General features: G+C 63.7%; 25 protein-coding genes. 17 read left to right on the top strand and 8 right to left on the bottom strand.

The features are described 5' to 3' along the window. Positions 1–152 precede the first annotated feature (152 nt). The 9 genes from LAN37_10285 (at position 153) to LAN37_10245 (ending at position 7,622) form a co-directional block, all read left to right on the top strand. Positions 153–680: a GNAT family N-acetyltransferase gene (locus LAN37_10285; protein MBZ5647599.1), complete on the top strand. Its 528-nt coding sequence runs from the start codon at positions 153–155 to the stop codon at positions 678–680. 41 nt (positions 681–721) lie between these two features. Further along, entirely contained in the window at positions 722–1,312 is a 591-nt protein-coding gene (locus LAN37_10280) for a class I SAM-dependent methyltransferase (protein ID MBZ5647598.1), read from the top strand. A gap of 139 nt (positions 1,313–1,451) precedes the next feature. After that, the gene (locus tag LAN37_10275) at positions 1,452–2,099 is read left to right on the top strand and encodes a class I SAM-dependent methyltransferase (protein ID MBZ5647597.1); all 648 of its coding nucleotides are present in this window, start codon (positions 1,452–1,454) and stop codon (positions 2,097–2,099) included. Then, positions 2,092–2,802, top strand: coding sequence for a WbqC family protein (locus LAN37_10270; protein ID MBZ5647596.1), 711 nt, complete (start codon positions 2,092–2,094; stop codon positions 2,800–2,802). The genes LAN37_10275 and LAN37_10270 overlap by 8 nt, the downstream gene beginning before the upstream one ends. Further along, positions 2,799–3,482, top strand: coding sequence for a PIG-L family deacetylase (locus LAN37_10265; GenBank protein ID MBZ5647595.1), 684 nt, complete (start codon positions 2,799–2,801; stop codon positions 3,480–3,482). The genes LAN37_10270 and LAN37_10265 overlap by 4 nt, the downstream gene beginning before the upstream one ends. Before the next feature lie 11 nt (positions 3,483–3,493). Beyond that, positions 3,494–4,423 carry a hypothetical protein gene (locus LAN37_10260; GenBank protein MBZ5647594.1) on the top strand — a complete coding sequence of 310 codons (930 nt, stop codon included), beginning with the start codon at positions 3,494–3,496 and terminating at the stop codon, positions 4,421–4,423. Between the two features lie 38 nt (positions 4,424–4,461). Then, positions 4,462–5,289: a class I SAM-dependent methyltransferase gene (locus LAN37_10255; protein MBZ5647593.1), complete on the top strand. Its 828-nt coding sequence runs from the start codon at positions 4,462–4,464 to the stop codon at positions 5,287–5,289. A 36-nt stretch (positions 5,290–5,325) separates the two neighbouring features. After that, positions 5,326–6,060, top strand: coding sequence for a glycosyltransferase family protein (locus LAN37_10250; GenBank protein ID MBZ5647592.1), 735 nt, complete (start codon positions 5,326–5,328; stop codon positions 6,058–6,060). Between the two features lie 17 nt (positions 6,061–6,077). Beyond that, on the top strand, positions 6,078–7,622 hold the full coding sequence (locus tag LAN37_10245; GenBank protein MBZ5647591.1) for a lipopolysaccharide biosynthesis protein: 1,545 nt from the start codon (positions 6,078–6,080) through the stop codon (positions 7,620–7,622). A 2-nt stretch (positions 7,623–7,624) separates the two neighbouring features. Here the strand turns inward: LAN37_10245 and LAN37_10240 are convergent, their stop codons facing one another. The 5 genes from LAN37_10240 to LAN37_10220 all read right to left on the bottom strand — a co-directional run bounded on the left by LAN37_10240 (position 7,625) and on the right by LAN37_10220 (position 13,650). After that, complete coding sequence (locus tag LAN37_10240) at positions 7,625–8,275, bottom strand: acetyltransferase (protein ID MBZ5647590.1); 651 nt, start codon at positions 8,273–8,275, stop codon at positions 7,625–7,627. Beyond that, positions 8,272–8,943, bottom strand: a complete 672-nt coding sequence (locus tag LAN37_10235) for a sugar transferase (GenBank protein ID MBZ5647589.1) — start codon at positions 8,941–8,943, stop codon at positions 8,272–8,274. The genes LAN37_10240 and LAN37_10235 overlap by 4 nt, the downstream gene beginning before the upstream one ends. 71 nt (positions 8,944–9,014) lie before the next feature. Beyond that, entirely contained in the window at positions 9,015–10,211 is a 1,197-nt protein-coding gene (locus LAN37_10230) for a glycosyltransferase family 4 protein (protein MBZ5647588.1), read from the bottom strand. Between the two features lie 5 nt (positions 10,212–10,216). Continuing rightward, the gene (gene asnB, locus LAN37_10225; protein ID MBZ5647587.1) at positions 10,217–12,214 is read right to left on the bottom strand and encodes an asparagine synthase (glutamine-hydrolyzing); all 1,998 of its coding nucleotides are present in this window, start codon (positions 12,212–12,214) and stop codon (positions 10,217–10,219) included. Continuing rightward, on the bottom strand, positions 12,214–13,650 hold the full coding sequence (locus LAN37_10220) for a hypothetical protein (GenBank protein ID MBZ5647586.1): 1,437 nt from the start codon (positions 13,648–13,650) through the stop codon (positions 12,214–12,216). Before LAN37_10220 ends, asnB begins: the two co-directional genes overlap by 1 nt. A 59-nt stretch (positions 13,651–13,709) precedes the next feature. Here LAN37_10220 and LAN37_10215 point away from each other — a divergent pair, with 59 nt between their 5' ends. Genes LAN37_10215 through LAN37_10200 form a run of 4 tightly spaced genes read left to right on the top strand, consistent with a single transcriptional unit; the run spans position 13,710 to position 16,733 of the window. Further along, entirely contained in the window at positions 13,710–14,900 is a 1,191-nt protein-coding gene (locus LAN37_10215) for a glycosyltransferase (protein ID MBZ5647585.1), read from the top strand. 20 nt (positions 14,901–14,920) lie between these two features. Further along, on the top strand, positions 14,921–15,379 hold the full coding sequence (locus LAN37_10210; protein MBZ5647584.1) for a GNAT family N-acetyltransferase: 459 nt from the start codon (positions 14,921–14,923) through the stop codon (positions 15,377–15,379). Further along, on the top strand, positions 15,376–16,017 hold the full coding sequence (locus LAN37_10205; protein MBZ5647583.1) for a PIG-L family deacetylase: 642 nt from the start codon (positions 15,376–15,378) through the stop codon (positions 16,015–16,017). Before LAN37_10210 ends, LAN37_10205 begins: the two co-directional genes overlap by 4 nt. Continuing rightward, the gene (locus LAN37_10200; GenBank protein MBZ5647582.1) at positions 16,014–16,733 is read left to right on the top strand and encodes a WbqC family protein; all 720 of its coding nucleotides are present in this window, start codon (positions 16,014–16,016) and stop codon (positions 16,731–16,733) included. Before LAN37_10205 ends, LAN37_10200 begins: the two co-directional genes overlap by 4 nt. On the opposite strand, the gene LAN37_10195 is transcribed toward LAN37_10200, so the two are convergent. Further along, positions 16,730–17,914: a glycosyltransferase gene (locus LAN37_10195; GenBank protein ID MBZ5647581.1), complete on the bottom strand. Its 1,185-nt coding sequence runs from the start codon at positions 17,912–17,914 to the stop codon at positions 16,730–16,732. The two genes, LAN37_10200 and LAN37_10195, sit on opposite strands and share 4 nt — an antisense overlap. On the opposite strand from LAN37_10195, the gene LAN37_10190 reads away from it, so the two are divergent. Next, entirely contained in the window at positions 17,913–18,704 is a 792-nt protein-coding gene (locus LAN37_10190; protein ID MBZ5647580.1) for an FkbM family methyltransferase, read from the top strand. The genes LAN37_10195 and LAN37_10190 overlap by 2 nt on opposite strands. A 1-nt stretch (position 18,705) precedes the next feature. On the opposite strand, the gene LAN37_10185 is transcribed toward LAN37_10190, so the two are convergent. Continuing rightward, positions 18,706–18,867 (bottom strand): hypothetical protein, encoded by a 162-nt coding sequence (locus LAN37_10185; GenBank protein ID MBZ5647579.1) that lies wholly within the window; start codon positions 18,865–18,867, stop codon positions 18,706–18,708. A gap of 177 nt (positions 18,868–19,044) precedes the next feature. On the opposite strand from LAN37_10185, the gene LAN37_10180 reads away from it, so the two are divergent. The 3 genes from LAN37_10180 (at position 19,045) to LAN37_10170 (ending at position 23,992) form a co-directional block, all read left to right on the top strand. Next, complete coding sequence (locus tag LAN37_10180) at positions 19,045–21,309, top strand: polysaccharide biosynthesis tyrosine autokinase (protein ID MBZ5647578.1); 2,265 nt, start codon at positions 19,045–19,047, stop codon at positions 21,307–21,309. 77 nt (positions 21,310–21,386) lie between these two features. Further along, positions 21,387–22,625, top strand: a complete 1,239-nt coding sequence (locus LAN37_10175) for a carbohydrate binding domain-containing protein (GenBank protein MBZ5647577.1) — start codon at positions 21,387–21,389, stop codon at positions 22,623–22,625. Further along, positions 22,622–23,992 carry an O-antigen ligase family protein gene (locus LAN37_10170; protein MBZ5647576.1) on the top strand — a complete coding sequence of 457 codons (1,371 nt, stop codon included), beginning with the start codon at positions 22,622–22,624 and terminating at the stop codon, positions 23,990–23,992. The genes LAN37_10175 and LAN37_10170 overlap by 4 nt, the downstream gene beginning before the upstream one ends. Positions 23,993–24,091: 99 nt before the next feature. On the opposite strand, the gene LAN37_10165 is transcribed toward LAN37_10170, so the two are convergent. Then, entirely contained in the window at positions 24,092–24,493 is a 402-nt protein-coding gene (locus LAN37_10165) for a hypothetical protein (GenBank protein MBZ5647575.1), read from the bottom strand. Positions 24,494–24,538: the final 45 nt, after the last annotated feature.

Here is a 24,538-nt window from a genome sequence, read left to right as displayed (position 1 = left end):
GATCTCGCTCATTCCAGTGTAGCAAGTCTGAAGTACAGGAAGACACGCGGACCATTCGGCAGGCCGTTTAGCAGCAACGAGATAGAGGTCTTAAAGATAAAGTTCTTGACATAGCTTTAAGCTATACTTTTTCCCAAAATGGGATCGCAATTATGAGTGAAGGGAATGTGGGGAACGCGGCAGTATCTTTGCGACCCGCTACCTTGGCGGACGCGGACCTAGTCTTCGGCTGGCGCAACGATCCTTTCATCGTGGCGCGTGGCTCATCGCAGAAGACCGTCAGCCGGGACGAGCATGCCAACTGGTTCCAGGCCACCGTCACTGGATCCGAGCGCAGGATGTTCATCGTGGAGGTCGACCAACAGCCGGCGGGACAGGTGCGCTTCGACCGTGTCGATGGCGAGAGCTGCGTGGTCTCCGCATATCTGCTGGAGAGATACACGGGTCGCGGCCTGGGCGTAGAGGCGATTCGCGACGGTTGCCGCCGAATCTTCGGCAAGTGGGACGTGCAGGTGGTAATCGCTTGCGTGCGGCAGGACAATCCTGCGGGAAGGGCGGGATTCCTGAAGGCAGGATTTCAAGAGAATTCATCACCCCGGCACTGTCCTCCGCAACACGTCGAACTCACGCTCACACGGACCGCAGGCGTACCCAACCGCAAAGGAGCGGTGCGGCAGTGACGAAGGCCGGTTGGCGAGAGGACAACCGCAGGAATGTGCGAGTGTTCACCCGCCTCGTCAAGAAATTCGGCGATGACTCCCGCGCGCTCGATTGGGGCAGCGCCGAATCGCAGCAGCTGCGGTTTTCGGTGCTGGCGCAGGTCGGAGACCTCGAAGGCGCACGCGTGCTGGACGTGGGATGCGGTTTGGGCCATTTCGTGGATTGGTTACAGTCAAAGAAGATCCAGACACGCTATACGGGAATCGACATCACTCCAAGAATGATCGAGAGTTCGCGCCACCGTTTTCCCGCGCTGGATTTCCGCGTGATGAACCTGCTCGAAGAGAAAAGCAGCGAGAAATATGATTACGTTGTGAGCAGTGGCATCTTCGCCCTGCGGCAAAAGTCCGCATTCGAATACCTGCAAGCCATGGTCAAACGCATGTTCGAGAGCTGCACGCGCGGCGTGGCGTTCAATTCTCTCAGCAGTTGGGCTGAACACAGGGACCCGGGCGAGTTCCACGCGGACCCGGTGAAGGTGCTGGCGTTTTGCCGCAAGCTGACGCCAAAGGTAGTCTTACGCCACGACTATCATCCACGGGATTTCACGATGTACTTGTACAGGAGCAGCGAACGTGTCCACGAAAGCTAAGGCAGCAACGCGGCCCAACCGGGAGAAGCGCGGAACCAAGCCGTACCGGTTCAATACGAGTTCACGCACGGACAACGAGCGTACCTATATAGAACGACTCGAGGAGAGAGCCGACGGGCAGTACTCCTTCGTCGAGAAGATGATGAACTTCCCGATGTACGTTCCGCGGCAGAACCTAACGAATTTCCTGATCAAGTATGAGATCTTCAAGCGAGTGCTGGACGTCCACGGCTCCATCGTGGAGTGCGGGGTGAACTTCGGTGGAGGGCTGATGACGTTTGCCCAGTTGAGCGCCATCTTCGAGCCGACGAATCATCCGAGGCGGGTGATCGGTTTCGATACGTTCGCCGGGTTCACGCGGATGTCCGTAAGAGACAAGGGTAGCGCCTCTCCCGACGCGCATGCCGGCGGGCTCGCGGTCGATTCTTACGCCGAGATCGAACAATGCGTGGAACTGTACGACGCCAACCGGTCCGTCGGGCACATCCCTAAGGTCGAACTGGTGCGCGGTGATGCGACCAAAACGATCCCGCAGTACGTGAAGAACAATCCGCACCTGCTGGTCAGCTTGCTGTATATGGATTTCGACGTCTATGAGCCGACCAAGGTCGCGCTGGAGTATTTCCGCCCACGCATGCCCAAAGGCGCGGTAATCGCGTTTGACGAGCTTAATCTGCGGGACTGGCCCGGCGAGACCCTCGCCGCCCTCGACGTGCTCGACATCAACAAGTTCCGGCTGCAACGGTTTGCGTTCGGGTCGACGATCTCGTACGGAGTCATTGAATAGAGTGATCCTGACGGCGCATCAGCCCGTGTACCTGCCATGGCTTGGGTTGTTCCACAAAATCGCCTCGGCAGACACGTTCGTTTCGTTCGACGAGGTGCAGTACCTGCCGCGCGATTGGAATAACCGGAACAAGATCAAAACGGCGAGCGGGGCGATCTGGCTGACGGTGCCGGTGCTGACAAAGGGACACCGCGAGAAGCCGATCCGCGAGATCGAGATCAACAACCGCGAGCCGTGGCGGCGCAAGCACTGGAACGCGATCTCGCTGAACTACCGCAAGGCGCCGTTCTTTGCGCAATACGAGGAGTTCCTGCGATCGGTGTACCAGCGTGAGTGGCAGTGGCTTTGGGAGTTGAACGAGCACATGCTGCGCTGGTTCCTCGAAGTGCTTGGCATCAACGTGAGGTTTCTGCGGGCGTCGGAATTGGGGCTGGTGGGCGCGAAATCCGATGTGGTGCTGGACATGTGCCGTAAGCTAGGAGCGAAAACGTACATCTTCGGAGCACTGGGGCGGGATTACGCCCGGGTGGAGGATTTTCAGCGGGCAGGGATTGAGGTCGTGTTCCAGGAGTACCGCCACCCCGAATACTCGCAACTGCACGGCGCGTTCATTTCGCATTTGTCATTGCTGGACCTGCTGTTCAACTGCGGCCCGAAGAGCCTGGAGATACTGATGAAGGATCAGGAGCGGATCCCGGCATGAAGATCCTGGTAGTGGCGGCGCATCCCGACGACGAAGTGCTGGGCTGCGGGGGCACGATCACGCGCCTGAGCCGGGAGGGCAACGAGGTGGCGATCGCCATCCTCGGGGAAGGCGTCACCTCGCGTTACGACGATCGGGAGAAGGCCGATCCGGCGCTGATCAAGGCGCTGCACGGCAAGGCCGGCGAGGTGGCGAAGCTGCTGGGGGCGAAGCAACTCTCGCTGCATTCCCTGCCCGACAACCGTTTCGATACCGTGCCGCTGCTGGAGGTGGTGAAGATCGTCGAGTCGCTGGTGGCGGGGTTCAAGCCCGAAGTCATCTACACGCACCACGGCGGCGACCTCAACATGGACCACGTCATCACCCACCGGGCGGTGCTGACGGCGACGCGTCCGATGAAGGGGCATCCCGTGCGCGAGGTCTACACCTTCGAGATCGCCTCTTCGACCGAGTGGGCCTTCCAGAACTTCGCGCCGGCGTTCCGGGCCAACGTGTTCGTGGACATCTCGGCGGGCGGGATCGAAGTGAAGCAGCGGGCCATGGCGCTGTACGAGAGCGAGGCGCGCGCGTTCCCGCATCCGCGATCGCCGGAGGCGCTGGCGGCAATCGCGCGGCGCTGGGGCAGCGTGGCGGGATGCGATGCGGCCGAGGCTTTCGAACTGGTCCGGTCGGTGCGCTAGGAGCTGGCGAGGTGCTGGAATGGGTCAGAGAGGGCGCGAAGTCGCTGCCGCACCCGCTGTTGATGCGCCTGTATGCGCAGGTGCACCGGTGGCGCGAGCAGCGGCTGGGAGAGCAGGCGCGGCGGCGCGCCGGCGTGCCCTCGCTCGGCGAATTCGACCTGGGCAGGATCAAGGGCAGCGATACGTTGTTCGTGCTGGGGAGCGGGGCCTCCATCAACCACATCCCGGCAGAACGATGGAAGGTGGTCGCGCGGCACGACACCGTGGGATTCAACTTCTGGCTGTTCCATCCCTTCGTGCCGAAGATCTATTTTTTTGAAAGTCTGGCGCGCGACAATCCCGCGTACAAGACGCTGCTGGATGCGCTGGCAGAGCGCGCGGACGGCTACGCCGAGACGTTGAAAGTCATCATGGACATGGAACCGCCGCGGGAATCGCTCTTCGAATTACCGGCGGGGATCCGCCGGAACCTGTATGCGGCGAAGACCATCTCCATGCTGGCGCGCAACGAGCGCGAACTGGCGGCCGCGGTGGCGTACCTGGTGCGAAGCGGCGCGTTCCGGCAAACGCCGCGTTTCGATTCCCTGCTGAAATACAACGGATCGGTCAGCAGCGTGATCAGCCTCGGGATCCGGATGGGCTACCGGCGGATCGTGCTGTGCGGCATCGACATGACGCGCGCGGAGTATTTCTATCAGGATGCGGCGCTTTATCCGGAACGGCAAGACATTCCCTGGCTGCCGCAGGACCGTGACGCAAAGCACCACACGTACACCTCGAACCCGTGGATGGTGCCGATGGACCTGGTGATCGCGGAGCTGACGAGAACAGTGCTGGAACCGGCGAAGATCGAGCTCTATGTCGAGAGCCGCTCGTCGGCTTTGTGGCCGAAAGTGCCGGAAGCGCCGGAATCCCTGTGGACGGAGCAGCAGAGCTCGTGAGGTTGCGCGATCTATCCTGCGGTGATGTATTTAAGGGTATGCCTGCGCGAAACGTCGATCCGGCGGTGGTCGAATCCTTCGGCCGGGAGTGGCAGAAGTTCGACCAGCAGGGACTTGCCGAGCCGGAACTGCGCCGGATCTTCGAAGATTATTTCGAGATCTTCCCCTGGGACAGTCTGCCGGCCGATGCGGTGGGCTTCGATCTGGGATGCGGGACGGGACGCTGGGCGCGATACGTCGCCGGGCGAGTGCGCGAGCTGCACTGCATCGATCCCAGCGCTGCGCTGGAGGTCGCCCGCCGCAATCTCGCCGAGTTCCCCAATTGCCGCTTCCACTGCGCCAGTGTCGACGACATGCCGCTGGCGGAAGGCTCGATGGATTTCGGCTACAGCCTGGGCGTGTTGCACCACGTTCCCGATACGCAGGCCGGCATCAAGGATTGTGTCAGAAAGTTAAAGCCCGGCGCGCCTTTCCTGCTGTATCTGTACTACGCCTTCGACAATCGTCCCGCCTGGTACCGGGCGGTGTGGCGAGTGAGCAACATCGTCCGGCGAGCCGTTTCGCGCTCCCCCGCCCCCATCGCGGAAGCTGTCGCCGCGGCCATCGCAGGAATCGTGTATTGGCCGCTGGCCCGATTTTCGAGGATGCTGGAGCGCAGCGGCCGCAGAGTGGACCACATCCCGCTCTCCGCGTATCGCGATCGCAGCTTTTACGTGATGCGCAACGATGCCCTCGACCGCTTTGGAACCCGGCTGGAAAAGCGATTCACCCGCGACGAAATCGAGCGCATGATGCGCGCCGCGGGCCTGGAGCGGATCCGGTTCAGCGACAAGGTATTCTGGTGTGCGGTGGGCTACAAACAATAGGGATGTGAGCGAAAGGCTGCTACACATCGGATCAAGATGAAGACGGCGATCATCATCCAGACGCGCATGACCTCGACCCGGCTGCCGGGCAAGGTGCTGATGGAGCTGGCGGGGCGTCCGATGCTGGCGCAACAACTGCGGCGGCTCAAGGCGTGCCGTAGCGCGGATGAGATCGTGGTGGCCACGACGACGAACAAGACGGACGACCCGGTGGTCGCGCTGGCGGAGAAAGAAGGCGTGCGCTGGTTCCGCGGAAGCGAGGACGACGTGCTTTCGCGCTACGCCGGGGCGGCGCGCGAGGCCGAGGCCGACATCGTGGTGCGCATCACGTCGGATTGCCCGCTGATCGACGCGGAGGTCACCGACCGAGTGATCGCGGAGCTGAAAACGCACGCGGGCGAATGCGACTACGCGCACAACATCATCCCGCGGACGTACCCGCGCGGGCTGGATACGGAAGCCATGTTCCGCGACACGTTGGAACGGATGCAGCGCATGGCGGTGTCGGCGGCGGCGCGCGAACACGTGACCCACTTCCTGCTCGAAGAGCGGCCGAAGCTGTTCGTCACGCGCGGCGTCACCGACACGGAAGACAATTCCGACCTGCGCTGGACGGTGGACACCGCCGACGACCTCGCCATGGTGCGCCGAATCTACGAGGGCCTCGGGCTGGGTGAGCGGCTCGCTCCCTATCGCGAGATCCTGCGATATGTGCGGGCGCACCCCGAGATCGCGGCCATGAATGCGCACGTGCAGCAGAAGCTGGTGTGAGACCCTGACGCGCCCGCATGAGCCAACCTGAGCAGGAACCCGGGATCATCGAGATCGAAGAGGTGCCGCAGGCGGGCGGGGCGTCGGCCGCTCCTTCCGTGCAGCAGGTGGCGCGCACGCTGGTGCGCGGCGCCGCCATCTACGCGGTGGCCAACTTCGGCATCCGCGCACTGAATTTTCTGCTGCTGCCGGTCTACACGCGCTTCCTGACCCCGGCGGATTACGGAGTCATCAGCCTGGCGGAGACCCTCGCGCTGGTCGTCTCCATATTCAGCGGGCTCGGGCTCGAGGGCGGCATCTCCCGGCTCTATTACCAGTACGTGGACCGGCCGCAGGAGCTGCGCGATTTCCTGACGAGCGTGCTGCGCTTCGGGGCATGGAACTCGGCGGGCGTGGTGGCGCTTTCGCTGCTGGCGGGACCGCTGCTGTTGAAGCTGGTCGCGCCGCGCTTCGACGTGCCTTTCTTCCCCTACATCGCGCTGGCCGTCGCGACGGTGGCGTGCGCGCAGATCGTCAATTACCGGCTGGCGCTCTATCAGGCGGAGACCCGGCCCAATCAGTACGCCTTGCTCGCGGCGGGATTCTTTGTGATGACCGCCACAGGTTCCCTGGCGCTGGTCGTGGGAAAGCGTGGGGGCGCGGAAGGGATGCTCGCGGGCAAACTGGCGGCGGCCATCATCGCTGCCGCGACGGCGTTCATCCTGATGCGCCGCTGGCTGGGAGGCCGCTTCGGCTGGAGGCATGTGCGCGAGATCCTGACGCTTTCCACGCCCCTGCTGCCACACCAGTTCATGGCGCTGGGTCTGGTCGCCGCCGACCGCTTCATCGTGGCGCGCTATCGCAACCTGGAAGAAGTCGGCATTTATTCTCTGGCTTACACCTTCGGCATGGTGATGGCGGTGGTGACCATGTCTCTAACGCAGGCGTGGTCGCCGCTCTACTTCGACGTGAACCGGCAGGGCGCGCCGGGCCGGCAGATCGTGGCGCGGATCGGCTCGGGGCTGGCCATCGGACTGATCGCGGTGGCCATCTTCGGCAGCGTGATCGCGCAAGACTTTGTTGCGGTCGTGCTCGACGCGCGCTATCGGGCGGTGGGTCCGCTGATCCCGTGGATCATTGGCGGCTACCTCATGCACGCCATGTTCTCCCTGCTGCACTTGGCGCTCTTCCAGGTGAAACGCACAGCCTTGCTCTGGCAGGTGAGCTTCGTGGCTTTCGCGGCCAACATCGCGTTGAACCTGCTGCTGGTGCCGCGGTGGGGCATGTATGGCGCGGCCTACGCGACGACGGCGGGCTATGCCGTGGAGGCGCTCATCATCTACTTCTACGCGCAACGCGTGTTCCCCCTTCCCTTCCGGACAGCCAAGGTGCTGGCCGGGCTGGCGGTGTTCGCCGCCGTGGTGGGGGTGACTCAGGTGCGGTGGCAGATGGCGCACGTGCTGGTCATGGTGGCTACGCTGGCGATCTCGTGGGGCGTTCTGGGCGCGATCAGCCGCGACGAATTGCAGGCCGCGTGGCGGACGCTTTGGGTGCAGCGAGGCGCCGCGAACACCCCGTCGTAGGATCAAGAACCGGCTCGGTGGCTCTTCAATGGCTTGGCGGGAATGCCGACGACGACGAGTTCCGGGCCCACGTCGCGCGTAACCACGGCACCGGCGCCCACCGTCGTTCCGGAACCCACATGGATGCCTGGAAGAACCGTGGCGCCAATGCCCAGTTGGGACATGGCTCCGAGGCTGGCGCCCCCGCCCAGTGCGGAGTTCGGCGATACGTGAGCGTAGTCGCCGATGACGACGTCGTGCTCGACGACGGCTCCGGTGTTGACGATGACGCCGAGACCCAGCCGGGCGTCTGCATTGATCGCGGCGGTGGCCATCACCACGGTTCCCTTGCCGAGCTGGACCGTAGGCGCCACGCTCGCGGTGGGATGAACAGCAACCAGGACCTCGATCCCGGCTGCAGTGCAGCGTTCCGCCACTTTGCAGCGCGCCTGGTTCGCACCGATTCCCAGAGCCACGGCCATGCTCTCTGAACGCGCCCGTTCGATCAGCCACGCGCCGTCCCCAAGGACAGGAAATCCAAGAACCTTGGTACCCTTCAATGCGGGGCTGTCGTCCACGAAGCCCGCGACCGGAACATGGGCGGCAAGAAGGATATCGGCGACCACCTTGCCGTGGCCGCCCGCACCGTAGATGAAGATCTTTTTCTGATTCACGGTTTGAATCCCGCTTCCGGACCGGAGCCCGATACGACGAGCGGCCGCTCCAGCCTACCCGGAGAAGATGCTGGAACGGGTGGGCTGCCCATGAATTTAGGCATGGTCGCGTGCCTGTCCTGGGAGATCCCGCGGCTGCGAAGCACCTGCCCCGCAGTCATCCACAGGATGCGCAGGTCGAGCCAGAAACTGCGGTGATCGGCGTACCAGGTATCGAGCGCGAACTTCTGTTCCCAGGTCAATGCATTGCGCCCCATCACCTGGACCCAGCCCGTGATCCCGGGTCGCACTTCGTGGCGGCGCGCCTGCTCTGGGGTGTAGCGGTCGAGATACTCCATCAGCAGAGGGCGCGGGCCGACCAGGCTCATGTCGCCGCACAAAACATTCCACAGTTGCGGCAGCTCGTCGAGGCTGAAGCGGCGCAGGAATCGGCCGAATGCAGTGAGCCGGTCGGCGTCAGGAAGCAATTCGCCCCCGGCGTCGCGCCCTTCGTTCATGGTGCGGAACTTGACTACGGTGAAGGGCCGTGCCTTGTAGCCGGGGCGCACCTGGCGGAACAACACCGGCGAACCCATGATCAGCCAGATCAGGAGCGCAAGCAGCACCAATACAGGCGAGAGCAGGACGAGCAGAAACGCAGAGACGAGGAAGTCGAACAGGCGCTTCATTGCTTCTCCCCGCCGGCGTCCTGGGCTTTCGGCATAGCGCAATTCTACCCCGAGTGAAAGGACGATAGAGGTCACCGCCTGGGTGCGACGCGGTCCTCCGCCCCGGCGATGCCGCGCTCGCTCAGCAGTTCTCGATAGACGACAAGCAAAGAGTCCCAAACCGCGGCGGGTTGGAAATCGCGGGCAACGCGTTCGCGTCCAGCTGCGCCCATGCGAGCGGCCAGGTCGCGGTTCTCCAGCAAGCGACCGAGAGCCTGCGCAAGTGCGCCGGCGTCGCCTGGAGGCACAAGGATTCCCGTGACCCCGTCCACCACCGAGTCCACCGCGCCGGTCGCGCGAGTTGTGACTACCGGCAGCCCGGCGGCCTGCGCCTCCAACACGCTGTTGGGGAAACCTTCACGATGTGTGGGGAGTGCGTAGACGGTCATGAGCGCGTAATACGGCGCCGCATCGGGAACCGAGCCGGTGCAGATGATCTGCGGATCGCGGTCGAGACGATCGTTGGTGGAGGCGGGCAGCGGGTCGCCCTGTTCCTTGTCGCCGATGAGCAGCAGGCGTAGCCCCGGGTAGCGGGACCGCAGCACGTCATAGGCGAGGATTAGCTCAGAGATCCCTTTATCGCGAGTCAGCCGGCCGACGAAGCCGACGACAGGCGCACCGGGGGGGATCTCAAGGTTCGCTTTGAGCTCCGCAGCTCGGCGCAGCAACTCGCCGGAAGGCTGAAATCGCGAGCTGTCCACGCCGTTGCTGCTTCCCTTCCCCAGCACCAGCGAGCGCTTTGCATCCGTCAGGCCCAGCAGGATCGCCCTCTCGCGAAGGCTTGGGCTGTTGCAGATGACGCGGTGCGCTGTGCGGCAGGAGATCCGCTCGGCGAACAGAAGCACCCGGCGCTTGAGACCGGTGGCGGTTTCGGAGCGCAGCCCGCGCAGCGTGTGCACGCGGCAGGGCACGCCCGCCAGCCAAGCAGCCACGCCCACCAGCAGGCCCGCCTTCGGAGTGCTGAAATTGACGATGTGCGGTCGCAGGCGGCGCAGCAGACGGTAATGGCGCCACAAGGCAGCCAGGTCGCTGAGCGGCGCAATCTCGCGCTGCATGGAGACCGCGGCCGTCTCCACGTCCTCTTCGACGCGCAACCGTTCCACTTGTTCACCGGGTGCGGAGATTGCGGTGACCTGGAATCCTGCACGCCGCAAGTACGAGAGTTGTCCGCGCATCAGCGCCAGTGTCAGCGGTGAGGTCACAGCATGGACGATGCGCAGCCCGGCCATCGTGCTTACGACGTCCTGGCGACCGCGGCGGGCGTGGCCGGAGGAACAGCCAGCGATTGCTTTCCCGTCGTCTCCAGCCAGGCTTGGAACATGAGGATGTCCCAGAGATGGAATTCCCAGTGGCGCCCGGCGAGGTGCTCGTCCCATTTCTCGCGGATGGGACGCGGATCGAAGAATCCTTCGCTCCGCAGGCGCCGCTCGTCCAGCAGGGCCTCCGACCAATCCCGTAGCGGACCGCGGAGCCACCCATCGAGGGGAACGCCAAATCCCATCTTCGGCCGCTCGAAGACGGCACGCGGTAGATAGCGCGCCAGCAGATTACGCAACACGCGTTTGCTCTCGCCCCGCTCCACCTTCATTTCCAGCGGCAGCGACCACGCGAATTCGACCAGGTTCGGATCCAGCATGGGCACGCGCGCCTCCAGGCTGACTGCCATGCTGGCCCGGTCGAGTTTGACCAAAATGTCGTCCGGCAGGTAGGAGACAGAATCCAGGAACATCATCTGCTGCGTGAAACTCGGGACCTCCGCCCATTGTTCCCGGTCGGTGATGAGCGTCGCCGGCTCCGTCGCTCCAAGAACGATGCCGGCAGGATCGAGCCAGTGGGAGGCGAAACGCACATAGATCTCTTCCAGGTCCGCGGCATCGAGCACCGCGGCCATCTTGTGAACCTTGAAGCCGGGCAGCCGATGTTTCCAGGCGCCGGGAAGAACCGGGTCGAGCGTGTTAAACAATCTCTCCCAGCGTTGCGGCGAAACTGACGTGATGGCCTCGGCCAGGGCGCGCCGGACCGGTTGCGCCATCCAGCCCACGCGCCGCCACAGTCGTTCGGTCCAGGTATAGCGGTTGTACCCGCCGAAGACTTCATCGCCGGCATCGCCGGAAAGGGCCACGGTGACGTGCCGCCGCGCCAGGCGCGAAACCAGAAACGTTGGGATCTGGGAGGAATCCGAGAACGGCTCGTCGTATGTCCCGGGCAGTTGCGGGATGAGGCCCATCGCCTCCTGCGGCGTGATGTAGAGTTCGGTGTGCTCCGTGTGCAGGTGCTGGGCGACGGCGTGCGCGTCCTCGGCCTCGTTGTAGGAGCTCTCATACAAGCCGATGGAGAAGGTGCGGACGGGGCGGCTGCTCTGCGCTTGCATGAGGGCCACGACCGTTGAAGAATCGATGCCACCGGAGAGGAAGGCGCCCAGCGGGACGTCGGAGACCATGCGCAGGCGCACCGCCGCGCGCAGCAGGACGTCCAGCTGCTCGACCGCGTCGTCCATGGTCCCGCGGAAGGAATCGACGCTGCCGCGTTCGGCGACCTCGCGCAGGTTCCAGTACGCGTACGTCCTCGCTGTAGCATCGCCCGCGGCATCGACCCGCATGCAGCTCGCCGGCGGCAGCTTGCGGACACCCTCATAGATGGAATAGGGCGCGGGGATGCAGTTGTGCCGCACGTACAGGGCGAGGGCGCCGCGGTCAAGCCTGCCTGCGAAAGCGGGATGGGCGCGCAGCGCCTTGAGCTCGCTGCCAAACAAGAGCGTCGAGCCCATCCAGCCGTAGTACAAAGGCTTCTCTCCGAAGCGGTCGCGCGCCAGGTAAAGCTGGCGCTCCGCCCGATCCCAGACGGCCATGGCGAACATGCCGTTGAATCGCGGCAGCGCGGCGGGAACTCCCCACATGTCGAACGCCGCCAGGATGACCTCGGTGTCGGAATGTCCGCGAAAGGGGACCTCGGAGAGTTCGCTCCGCAGATCCTCGAAGTTATAGATCTCGCCATTGAACGCGATCACGTAACGGCCGCTGGCGGAGAGCATCGGCTGGTGTCCGGCGGGCGACAGATCGATGATGGCGAGACGCCGCGCCCCAAGCGCGATCCCGGCGTCCGCATCTGCCCACGCGCCGGAGTCGTCGGGGCCGCGGTGCTCGATGGTGGCAGTCATGCGCACCACCGTGGCTTCCAGGTCCCGATGCGACGTGCGGGCCGAGGTGTCCCAGAACCCCGCAATCCCGCACATCAGCGTGTCTCCGTAAGTGGGGCGCGCCGGAACCGACGCCGGACCTGCCCCGGCCGCACGGCAGCGTGTGCCACCGCCGGCGGCGCGCACAGTAGCATCAGCGCGAACGGCAGCAGCATGACCCGCATGCGGCTCAACGTACCGAAGTTACTCGCCGCCGCGCTGAACGTGATGCAGAACTCGCCGGCAAAGAGCACGATGAACAGCACGTACGTGTTCGCGCGCCACCTGCGCACCAGCCTCAGCACTCCATTCCGATTGCGCCAGAGCAGGAACAGGAGCGCCAGGCCCTCGAGCGAGGCGATGGCCGACTGCAGGTTGTGGGCCTCCCAGGGAAGCGGCCGGAAAAGCAGGAAGGGCGCCATGGCGGCGCGAGCCGGCAAGGAACTTGTCTGGCCAAAAGCGGAGCCGCCCAGGCGCGTCTTGGAGGTGATGTTCTCGATCGTCGTCGACGCTTTCTTGAAGTCGCTGATCTGGAGGAAGTCCTGGGCCTGAGAAACCAGGAACGCGGACCCTGCGCCCAGAATCAGCAAGCCCGCCACTTTGTACAGGCCGCCCACGAGCCCGCGGCGGTTGCGCGCCAGCAGGTACGGGATCACCAGCGAGACTCCCAGCATCGCCGCCACGTGCGGCCGGATGGCCATGACGCCCAGCAGGCCGGCGCCAAGAACAAGGTACGAGCGCGCGCCAGGGCGCAGGCGCATCTTGGCAAATCCATATGCAGCGATCCCGAGGAAGAGCGCGATGACGGCGTCTTTGCCGATGCACGCCGTCCAGTACACGATCGAAGGAAGAAAGAACAGGAGGAGGGCTGCCGCGCCCCGATTCCCGTTGGGAAACGCGAGGCAGAACGCGCGATAGAAAAAGTACCCTCCCCAGAGCGCAAAAAACGCAAACAGCACGAACAGAGCCGGTATCGAAGGCCCGATGATCATGACCAGGTAGGCCGACAAGGTGTTGATCAGCGTCGTGCTCCACAGGGGCAGCATCAGGGGCCACTCGCCGCGCGCCCAGAAACCGTTCGCCAGATTCTGCCCCACGGTGAAGTAGTGCAGGGCGTCGGCGCCGGTCTCATAAACGCGAAAGGACACGAGCAGCGCCATGCCCGCGCCCGCCACTTTGAGCACCGTGGCTGCCAGCATGGTGATGCGGAGGAACGGATCGCGCCTGGAAACGCCCAACACCAGCCCGATGTTGAGGAGCACCAGCAGCGGGATGAGGCCGATCGCCGACGAATATTCATAATCGCCGGCGAAGAACAGCGCGCTGATCCACAGCGGGGCCAGCAGGAACACGACCAGGCCCACACCCTTGCTCACCAGGGAGTAGCGAGGGTCGAGCCGCGCCGTGGACAGCGCGCCCGTGCCGGCCCATTCCATTGCCGGTGCATGTCCGGCGTTCGCCGCGCGGGACATCGCGTAGTCGGGGGTTGGCATGTCGAGAGTGGTTATAGGTTACTACAGCTCCGGCGCAGAACCGGGCGCGGGGCGTTGAAATGAGCGCATCGCCATTCGGCGTGGGCGCCGCTTTTTTCATTGTAGAATGCACCTCAGACGACTCGGTCCACTCGACCAAGCGAATGCGCATCCTCCAGGTCATCGACTCTCTGCAACTGGGCGGGGCGGAAGTGTTGCTCCGCGACCTCGCCCTGCGCTGGCAGAAGAGCGGCCTGGAGGTGGACATCGCGGTCCTGCGCACCACCGGAAGCCCGCTGGAGCAGGAGCTTTCCCAGGCCGGCATCCGCGTGTTCCCCACCGGCGGCGGGGAGATCTACTCGTTATCGCAGGTGCGGGCGCTCGCGAAGCTGCTCCCCGGATATGACCTGATCCAGGTCCACCTCTTCCCGGCACAGTTGTGGGTGGCGATGGCGGCGAAGTTAGCCCGGACGAAGGCGCCACTGGTCACGACCGAGCACAGCACGCTCAACAGCCGCCGCCAGAAACGCAGCTTCCATGCCGTGGATCGCTGGATGTTCCGGCAGTACCGCAAGGTGATCTGTATCAGCGAGGCGACCGCAAACGTCCTGCGCGAGTGGGTGCCGGAGACCGCGCGCAATCTTCAGGTCATCCCCAACGGAGTGGATGCGGCGCGCTTCCGTGAGGCCACGCCCGCGTGCAAGAAAGATGTCGTGGGGTGTGACGCGCCGGTCGTAGTCAACGTCGGGCGCTTCGAGCCGCAGAAGAACCATACGTGTTTGCTGCGGGCCATGATGCGGGTCCCCGACGCGCACCTGGTGCTCATCGGCGAAGGACCGCTCCGGCCGGAAGCCGAAGATCTGGCGCGCAAGTTGGGAATCGCGGAGCGAGTTCACTTCCTGGGACGGCGCGCCGACGTGCCTCAGTTGCTCAAAATGGCTGATCTGTACGTACAGCCGTCGCGCTTCGAGGGTTTTGGCCTGGCGGCGCTGGAAGCCATGGCGGCCGGCATCCCCGTCGTGGCCAGCACGGTCCCCGGACTCGCCTCGGTGGTGGCCGGCGCGGGCGTCCTGGTTCCGGCGGGAAACGAAAAGCGGCTGGCGGCCGAGATCAATTCCATCCTGCGCTCTCCGGAGCGGCGCGAGCAGCTGTGCCGGGCAGGCGGGCGTCGCGCACAGGAATTTACTATCGAGCGTACCGCTGACTTGTATGCTTCGGCGTATCGAGCGGTGCTGGGTTATGATGCCAAGCTCGAGAAGCAATCGTGTTAGTTTTCCCGCTCACAAAATCCTTGGCACTCCAGCGACTGTCTGAGCTGACCGCTTTGGATCGCGAGGTACGCAACCGTCTTGGGACGGCGTACTCGCACGAATCCTGGGGTGAATCGCAATTCCTCCTGGAGCTGCCGGAAAAGTGGGAGCTCAGCCGCGTGGTGCTCGACGAAAATGCGGTTTGCGGTTTTCTGATCGCTTCGCGGAAAGGCGACCTGATGCATATTCACCGCTTCGCCGTCGCCGAGGCCCAGCGCAGCAGCGGGCTGGGCCGGCGGCTCTTGGATGAGCTCGCGGGAGGCGGCAACGAGCGGCATGCGGCGGGAATCACCCTCTCCGTCGCGGCCGGCAACGACCGTGCTGTGTCGTTCTATGAGCGCGCCGCGTTCTCGGTGGTGGAGCAGATCACGGTGGCAGGACATCCCTATTACAGAATGATCAGACATCTTTCGACTCAGCCAGTCCGGAGCAAGGCATGAACATCACTGTCATTGGTGCCCATCTGGACGATATCGAGATCGCGTGCGGCGGAATGATCGCGCGCAGCGTACGGGCCGGTCACGGCGTGCGCTTCCTCGTGCTGTCCGACTCGGCCTACGCTAACTACGATGGCAAGGTGCTGCGCACTCGTGAGGAAGCCATCCAGGAAGGACGCGAAGCGGCCGCCGTCCTCGGCGTGCAAGACATCGAGGTGCTGGACTTCCCAACCAAGGACGTCCCCTACCACTCGACGGTGGTGGAAGCGATCGAGGCACACCTGAATCGCTCCAAGACCGACGTGATCTTCACCCACTGGCCTTTCGACACGCACCAAGCCCACCATAACACCGCGTTATCCACCCTGTCGGCGGCGCGTTACTACCGATCCATTCTGATGTACGAGCCGATGATGCCCTCCGGGCGGTCGTACGTCGGATTTCGCCCGCAGTTCTACGTAGACATCTCCGATTTCATCGAACAGAAGCTCGAATCGATGCGGGCGCACGCTTCCCAGTACCGCAAGTATGGCGACGCATGGATCGAGGCCGTGGAATCACGCTCGCGTCTCCGCGGCTTCGAGATGGGAGTCAAGTACGCCGAGGCATTCGAGGCAGCCCGCTTCGAGTGGCGCCCTTGAAGGTCACGATCCATCAGCCCGAGCATCTGCCGTGGCTGGGATTCTTCAACAAGATGGACCAAGCCGACCTGCTCGTCCTGTTGGACAATGTCCAATACCGGAAGAACTACTTCCAGAACCGTAATCGGATCTTGGGGGCGAACGGCCCGATGTGGCTGACGGTGCCCGTGGTTTCGAAAGGCCACACCTCAAGCACAATCGCCGAGACTGAGATCAGCCAACAACATGAGTGGCGGATCAAGTGCGGGAAGTCGTTACGTATGGCTTACGCGAACCACTCTTTCTTCTCGGACCACGCAGGTTTTTTCGAGGAACTCTATTCCCGAACCTGGAAGCTTCTTGCCGAGTTGAACCTGGAGATCATCCGCTATCTTGCTTCGGCTCTAGGGGTCCGGACCGAGATGGTGCGCGCCTCGGAACTAGGTGTCGCTGGAGCCAGCAGCCAGCTTCTCCTGGACATTTGCCGGAAGACCGGCGCGAACACCTACCTGGCCGGTCAGACCGCTGGCGGCTACCTCGATGAGACCATCTTTCGCGAAGCGCGGATCGAGGTGACGATCCACCAGTTCACCCATCCCACCTATCCTCAGCGCAGACAAAAGGATTTTGTATCCCACCTGTCGGTCATCGATCTGCTTTTCAACTGCGGCCCCGATAGCCTGAAGATAATCCGATGCGGCCCATCCGGCGTTTCTAGCCCGGCTGGGGACCGTTAGCCACGCGGGGCGAGCGACTCCATTAATTTGCGGTAAAGGTCCGCGACCGCGAGGTAATCAAACCGTTTCAGCGCGTCGGGTGGAATAGGTTGGCGCGGCTCCTTTAACGCGGCGAGGATCGCCTCTGCCAGGCGGGCCACGTCTCCGACCGGCACGATTCGGCCGAGGGCTCCGTTCCCCAGAATGTCGCGCACTCCAGATCCACTGTCTGTTGATACGACCGGGCAGCCCACAGCCAAGGCTTCGACGAGGACAGCGGGAAGGCCCTCGCTGGTCGAGGAGAGGACGAAAACCCCGGCGGCGGCCATGTAAGGATGTGGGTTCAAAACACTTCCCGGCAGCAGCACATCCTTCTCCAGTCCCAGCTCACAGATCAGACTCTGAAGACGTCCGAGTTCTTCTCCTTCACCCAGGAGCACGAGCCGCGATGGACGGGTGGGTCGCATCCGATGAAACGCGCGAACGAGTGTCGGGTAGTCCTTGGCGACATTCAACCGGCCTGCGGACAGAACAACAGGAGGCTCGCCGGGTCCAAACCACGGGTGCTCCACCGGTCGGTGAGCCTTTTCGAGCAGCTCCGGCGTAAGTAGAGGCGTAGGAATGACACGGATAGATTGGGGCCGCAGTCCCGCGACACGAGAAAGGTCGTCGGCCACGTCCTGCGAGATCGCCACTACGGCGTCGGCCCAGGGATAGAAATGGTGCACAAAGTAGTCGGAAAAGCGGCCCCGGGCCGTCGTGGCGATCTGCTTCACAGCAGAGATGCTGCTGTGCTCGGTGATGATCAGGCGAGTGGGGACGGCGGCGATGCGTCGCGCCAAGGCGGCAGCGACGTTGGTCTGGATTGCGCCGGAGATGAGGACGTGCGGCCGCTCGCGGCGGAGATAGCGCACCAGCGCGGGAATGCTGGTGAGCGCCCTCCGGGCATTCAGATCCACCAGCCGGATGCCTGACGGAACCGCGGAGCGAAAGTCGCCGCCCGGCGTTGCTTGCACGAGGTCTACCTGGAGACCACGCTCGTGAAAGCCGCGCGCCAGGTTCACGAACACCCGCTGGATACCGCCATGGACCAGGGCGGGATGGAACAAAGCAACTCTGACGAGGTCTGGCACAGGCGCCAAAGTAACCGATTCGGCGCGGGACTGCCACACTGACGCGGGTCGATGATATGTTGGCGGCATGTCCCTGGCTCGTGCCCTGGCGGCTCTGCTGCCGTCCGGTGCGGTGAAGGAATTCCTACGCCTGCGCGCCTATAACCTGCAATATCGCGGACGGGCGCGGTTCTCCAAGGCGGCGGATGTTTTCACGACTCGAATGGCGGGAACGGAATTCCGTACGCGGCAGGCGCCGTACGGGATCCCCGCGATGCTGGATGTCTACGAGCGCTGGCACAGGATCGCCCCGGGAGATGTCATCATCGACGTGGGCGCGCACTACGGAATGGTCATGCTGGGACTGGCGGCCCTGGCCGGACCTTCCGGAAAAATCCTCGCCCTGGAACCGGACGACATCAACCGCAGGGTCCTCCTGGATAACCTGGCGCTGAACCCGGAGTTACGCCAAGTCGAGGTGCTCGCTGATGCGCTCTGGGACAGCGTCGGCAACATCGAATTTTGCGAGCGGGGATCGCTCGGATCGTCGGCGCTGTGGGATGGGCCGGGGTCCACGAAAACCACCAAGCGGACCATCACTCTTGATGCGGTGGCCGAGCGCTTCCGACTCGAGCGTCTCGATCTTGTGGTGATGAACGCCGAAGGGGCTGAACTGAAAGCTTTTGCCGGAGCCCAGCACGTGCTGCGCGAACTCCAGCCCGTGTTTGCCATCGCTTCCAACCACTTCGTGGACGGTAAGTACACCTACGAGACGATAGAGCGGCAGCTGCGGTCGTGCGGATACGAAGCCGAGACGGTATGGCACACGAAGGAAGAGTGTGTCACGTACGCCCGGCCGGAGCCAAGAAACAAAGCCTGAGTCACCTCTCCTTCAGAATCGCTGCCACAAGTTCCATGTCGCTGGCCGAGTAGCGCTGGTCGGTGGGAACGGTGAGCACGCACGACGCCAGCTCCCGCACTTCCTCGCTGACCGCGCCCGGCGCCTCCCAGTGGATGGGGCAACTCAAGCCACGGCTGGTCACAATTTGTGCCCCGCTTTGGCCGGACCGGGATGGGAACACCTTGGTAACCAGCCAGTGACGTTTATGGACGAGCGGGTGAACAGGCAATGCTACAATCGCTTCAATTCTTCTGACGCGCGACGAGCCCGCGGCGCGAGAGCCGTGAATGGGAGTGACCAGCCCCGATAGGGAGTTTTGATGGATTCTGGGAAGTTGGTGCCGACCAAGCCGGGCGGCGAGCTGGATCGCTACGATCACGGCGAACAAGCATCGTTTCCACGCTATGGGCCGCTGGACCCGTCGGAACCCTCGCTGGGCGACTACTGGCGCATCCTGGTCAAGCGCCGCTGGACCGTCATCACCACCCTGCTGGTCGTGCTCACCCTGGGCATCATCATCACCTTCCGCACCACGCCCATGTACGAAGCCGTGGGCCGGATCGCGGTCTTCCGCGAAAACACCGAGATCCTCAATTTTAAAGACATCGGTTCCTCCAGTTCGGAGGATTGGGATTACACCGTCGGGCTGGAGACGCAGGTGAAGATCCTGCAAAGCGACAGCCTGGCGAATCTGGTCGCGCGCAACGTGCTGTCGCAGACGCGCAACAGCTCCGGCAGACAGGAGAGCAACGGGACCATCGCGCTGGGCGGCCTGCGGCCCACCGATCCGGCGGCCGAGCGGACGTTGGCCAACGAGATCAAGGCCAACATGAAGATTTCCACCATCCCCAGCACGCGCTTGATCGAGGTGCGCTTCCTGAGTCCCGATCCCGGACGCGCCGCGCAGGTGGTCAACGCCCTGGCCAGTACCTTCATCGAAGAGAACTTCAAGACCCGCTACGAATCCATCATGCAGGCTTCCGACTGGCTCCAGCGCCAGTTGGCCGACCTGCAGATGAAGGTCGAGACCTCGCAGGAGAAGCTGGTCCAATACCAGAAGCAGAACGAGATCCTGGGGATCGACGAGAAGCAAAACATCATTACCCAGAAACTGGACGAGCTGAATAAAGAGTTGACGATTGCGCAAGGCGACCGCATCCAGAAAGAGGCCGCCTACAAGCAGGCTCAGAACGGCAGTTACGAGATTGCCAGCGCCGGGCAGCAGTTCGGGGTCATGGACAAGTTGCGATCGCAGGAAGCCGACCTGAAGACCCAGCTGGCGCAGCTCATGACCCAGTTCGGTCCCTCGTACCCGAAAGTCCGGGAGGTGAGCAACCAATTGGCGCAGGTGCAAGTCTCGATCCAGCAGGAGAACACCAAGATAGGTTCCCGGCTGCAGCGCGACTATCAGACCGCGGTGCGGCGCGAGCAATTGCTGCAAGTGGCGCTCGACCGCCAGAAGCAGGAAGCCAACAAGCTCAACGAGCGCGCCATCCAGTACAACCTGCTCAAGCGGGACGTGGACACGAACCGCCAGCTCTACGAAGGTCTTCTGCAGAAACTGAAGGAAGCCGGCGTGGCCGCCGGACTGAAGTCGGGCAACATCCGCATCGTGGATCGGGCGGAGGTACCCAGATCGCCGTCCAAGCCAGACATCCCGCGCAACATCGCGCTGGCGCTGATGCTGGGCCTGACCGGCGGCATCGGCCTGGCGTATCTCCTGGAAGCGCTCGACAACACCATACGCACTCCGGAACAAGTGGCGCAGGTCGCGGCTCTGCCCTCCTTGGGCATCATTCCCATGAGCCTGCGGCTGGCTCCGAAGGCGGGCAACGGCCGCCCCAACCTGGCGCTGGCGGCGGCTGCCGGACGCGGCGATGGCATCGAACTGGTTTCGCATTCGCGCCCCAAGTCCGAGATCGCCGAGGCCTACCGCGCGCTGCGCACCTCCATCCTGCTTTCCTCGCTGGGCGCTCCGCCTAAGGTAATCCTGGTCACTAGCGCGCTGCCTCAGGAAGGCAAGACCACCACCAGCATCAATACCGCCATCGTACTGGCGCAGAAGGGCGCTCGCGTCCTCCTGGTGGACGCCGACCTGCGCCGCCCGGGGATCCACCAAAAGATGGGCCTGAAACCGCGCGCCGGCCTGAGCACCCTGCTGGCGGGCAGCGACACCTTCGAGAATCTGGTCATCCCCTCGCCGCAGTTGCCCAACCTATTCGTCTTGCCGGCGGGCCCCCCTCCGCCGCACCCGGCCGAACTGCTCGGCTCCGAGCTGATGAAGAATTACCTGATGCAGTGGCGGGAGAAATTCGAGCACATCATCATCGACACGCCGCCCGCTCTCAGCGTCACCGACGCCGTGCTGCTTTCGGTGGACGTGGACTCGGTGATCCTGGTGATCCGCTCCGGCCAGACCACCAAGGAGGCGCTGCGCCGCGCGCGTGACATCCTGACCCAGGTGAACGCCAGGATCATGGGCGTGGTCGTCAACGCGGTGGATCTGCAGTCCCCCGACCTCCACTACTACTACTACGGCACCAAGTACGGCGGGCAATACTACGAAGAAAATCCGCGCAACTGAGCGTGTCTTCCCCGGCGACGAATTCGCGACCCCGAGAAAACGCGGCCGATACCTCCGATAAGGTACTGCGGTGGCCGTTGGAGTCGGCCTCGCACCGCACACGGTTCCTGGCGGCCGGGATCGCCGTGATCGCGCTCTTCGTGGCCTGGGTCGCGGGCGATTACGCGGCGAAGGTGCTGGCCGGCTCGCTGCGCCCGGAGCGCGTGGCGCTGGCGGCGCGCCTCGATCCTCTCAACGCCGCCTATCACCATATCCTGGGCCGGATCTCTTTCTACGATCGCCAGGATTTCCCCGCAGCGCTGGAGCACTACCGAACCGCGACGCGCTTGAATCGGTATTCGGCGCGCTACTGGCTGGATCTTGCCAACACCCAGCAGATCATGGCGCAGCCCGAGGACTCGCGGAAGTCATTGGAGAATGCGCTGGCCTCCGATCCCACCAATCCGCAGATCGCCAGCGAGGCAGCGAACTACTACCTCGTGCTTGGGGACACCCCCCGCGCCCTGAATCTACTGGGCATGACGGTCCGCTATAGCCCGGAGGATGCGCGCAGCGCCATCGAATTGAGTTGGCGGGCAACGCAGGATGCGAACGTGGTCACGGACCAGGTCCTGCCGCACACCCCCGAGGCGTACCTGATGTTCCTCCAGTTGCTGATGGAGCGCCGCCAGACCGACGCCACCGCGCAGGTCTGGCAGGCACTGATGGAACTGAAGCAAAGCGTCTCCCCGGAGGCCACTTTCCCCTACATCCAGTACCTGCTCGACGAAGGCGAGGTCGGGCGCGCCCGCGCCGCATGGGACCAGCTCATGCGCCGTGACGAAGCGCTGCGCGGCTACATCGCGGCCGGCAACCTGGTCAGCAATGGGGGTTTCGAAGAAGACATCCTGAATGGCGGGTTCTCGTGGCGCTACCAATCCGATCCGCACGTTGCGCTCGCCATCGACCAGCGCGAGGCCTACCAGGGGCGCCGGTCGCTTGCGATCGCTTTCGACGGCGAAGCGGTGCAGGACGCCGGCATCTACCAGTTGATCGTCGTCGAGCCCAATTCCGAGTACCGCGTCGGCGCGCGAGTGAAGACCGAGGGGATGGAGGGCGCGGGCGGCCCTCAGCTCGCCGTGATCGACCGCTACTCCCGAAAGCAATTCTATCTATCGGCGGAGTTCACCGGCACGACCGCGTGGCGCGAAGTGGGAGGTGAATTTCGCACCGAAGCGGACACGAAGCTGCTCATGCTGCGCATCGTGCGTGTGCCGGGGACGACGCGCGTGCGCGGGCGCATGTGGCTTGACGAAGTCTCGGTGGTGCGCAAATGAGCGTGCCCGCGGACATCCTCGACCCCGCCGCACAGGCGGCCCGCGATGCAGCCGCGCGCCCCGGCCGCCATGCTGCTTCGCTGCATAACACTCTTGTGTACGGCCTGTGCGCGCTGCTCAGCTTTGGACCGCTGGCCTTCGGCGCCACCGAGCCCTGGTCCGTCACCGTGCTGGAGATCGGCACGTCGGCTTTGGTGCTGGTGTGGATGGCCAAGCAGGTGTCCTTGCGGCGCATCAAGATCCGCTACAACCCGCTGTATCTCCCGATGTCGCTGCTGGCGCTGCTGGTGCTTTTCCAGTTGGTCTCTGGTATGACCGCCTACCGCTACATCACGACCACCCGCGCCACGCTGTTCCTTGCCTACGCGGCGATCTTTTTTGTTGTCGTTCAAACCTTGCGCAGCGACCGCGACTTGAAGCTTTTTTCCAACTGGTTCTCGATCTTTGGTTTCCTGGTCGCGCTGTTCGCCATCGTGCAGGGGCTCACCGACAAGACGGGCAAACTCTACTGGGTGCGCCTGCCGCGTTTCGGGGGCTGGACCTACGGTCCTTATGTAGACCACAGCCACTATGCCGGTCTGATGGAGATGCTGCTTCCCTTGCCCCTGGTGATGGCGGTGCTCGGCGTGCAGCGCGGCAACAAGCGCGTTCTGCTCTGGCTGTTCACAGGGACGATGATGGCCTCCATCTTCCTCTCGCAATCGCGTGGCGGTGTGCTCGCCATGCTGATCGAGTTGGCATTCCTGGCCGCCGTAGCGGTCCCGCGCAGCAGCGCGCGACGCCACCACAGGACCGGGTTTGCGGCGGTGGCGGCAGCCATCGTCTTTCTGGCGTTCGTCGCATGGCTCGGTGGCGACGCGCTCCTGGAGCGATTCTCGGTTCCCCGGCAGCAGGACCTGGTGGGACCGGGGCGCCCCCTGATCCTGAAGGACAGCGTGCGGCTGATCGCGCACAAGCCCGTGACCGGATGGGGACTGGGCACGTATCCGCTGGTGTTCCCGCAGGTCCGCAGCTTTTATACCAGCCTGTTCATCAACCACGCACACAACGATTACGCGGAGCTGGTCGCGGAGACGGGTATCGTGGGCGCGGTCGTGATCGCTTGGTTCCTGTTCGCACTCTACCGCGCCGGACTGAGCAAAGTGCGCAACCGCCAGAGCCGCACCATCGACGCAGTGACCCTGTACTCGCTGACTTCGTGCACCGCCATCGTCGCGCACAGCTTCTGGGACTTTAATCTTCAGATTCCCGCCAACGCGGCCCTGTTTTTCGCGCTTTGCGGCCTGGCCTCCGCGCGGCTTACGGCGCCACGCGTACGCGAGCAGGCCGCTGCGGAAACGTCGGCGGCCGGAGAAGCCGACTGGTGAGGTTGCCACACTCTCTTTTCCGAGGGCGGCCGCGCTGCCGAGCTCCCAAAAAACATCGGCACGGTCTCAGCCGTGCCGTTCGGGTACCGGGCTCTGGCGCTACCAGAGCGGTTTGCCCTGCTTGTCGCGGAACGCGTACGTGTTCTGCCCGCGCGTGATCTCCCGTGCCAGGATGGCGTCCTCACCGCTCCCCAGCTTGACCTTCGAGCCAAGCACGTCGATGCGCTCTCCCTTCTCGAAGGTGATCTCGTAATCCTTCATGAACTTGGATGCCGCGACGTGCACGATCTGGGTTTGGCCACCCGACCGGAGCACGATATGAAATCCCATGGTTCCGCTGACGGGACACTCGAACTCCTTCACCTCTTCGATCGTGCCGCTGATCTTGACCTCAGTCGTGGGGTCGTATTTCACTTTGGGGGCCTTCTGGGCGAGCAGCGATGTAGCAAGCAGACCAGCAACTAAGGTCACGAGGAACACGCAACGCCATCTACGCAGCATGATCCACCTCTTTCGTCGTCCACCGGGCGGTGGGGCCTACTTCAA

The organism is Terriglobia bacterium (assembly GCA_020073495.1).
Taxonomy (GTDB): Bacteria; Acidobacteriota; Terriglobia; order Terriglobales; family Acidobacteriaceae; genus JAIQFD01.
This window is presented reverse-complemented; position numbering and strand designations above follow the sequence as displayed.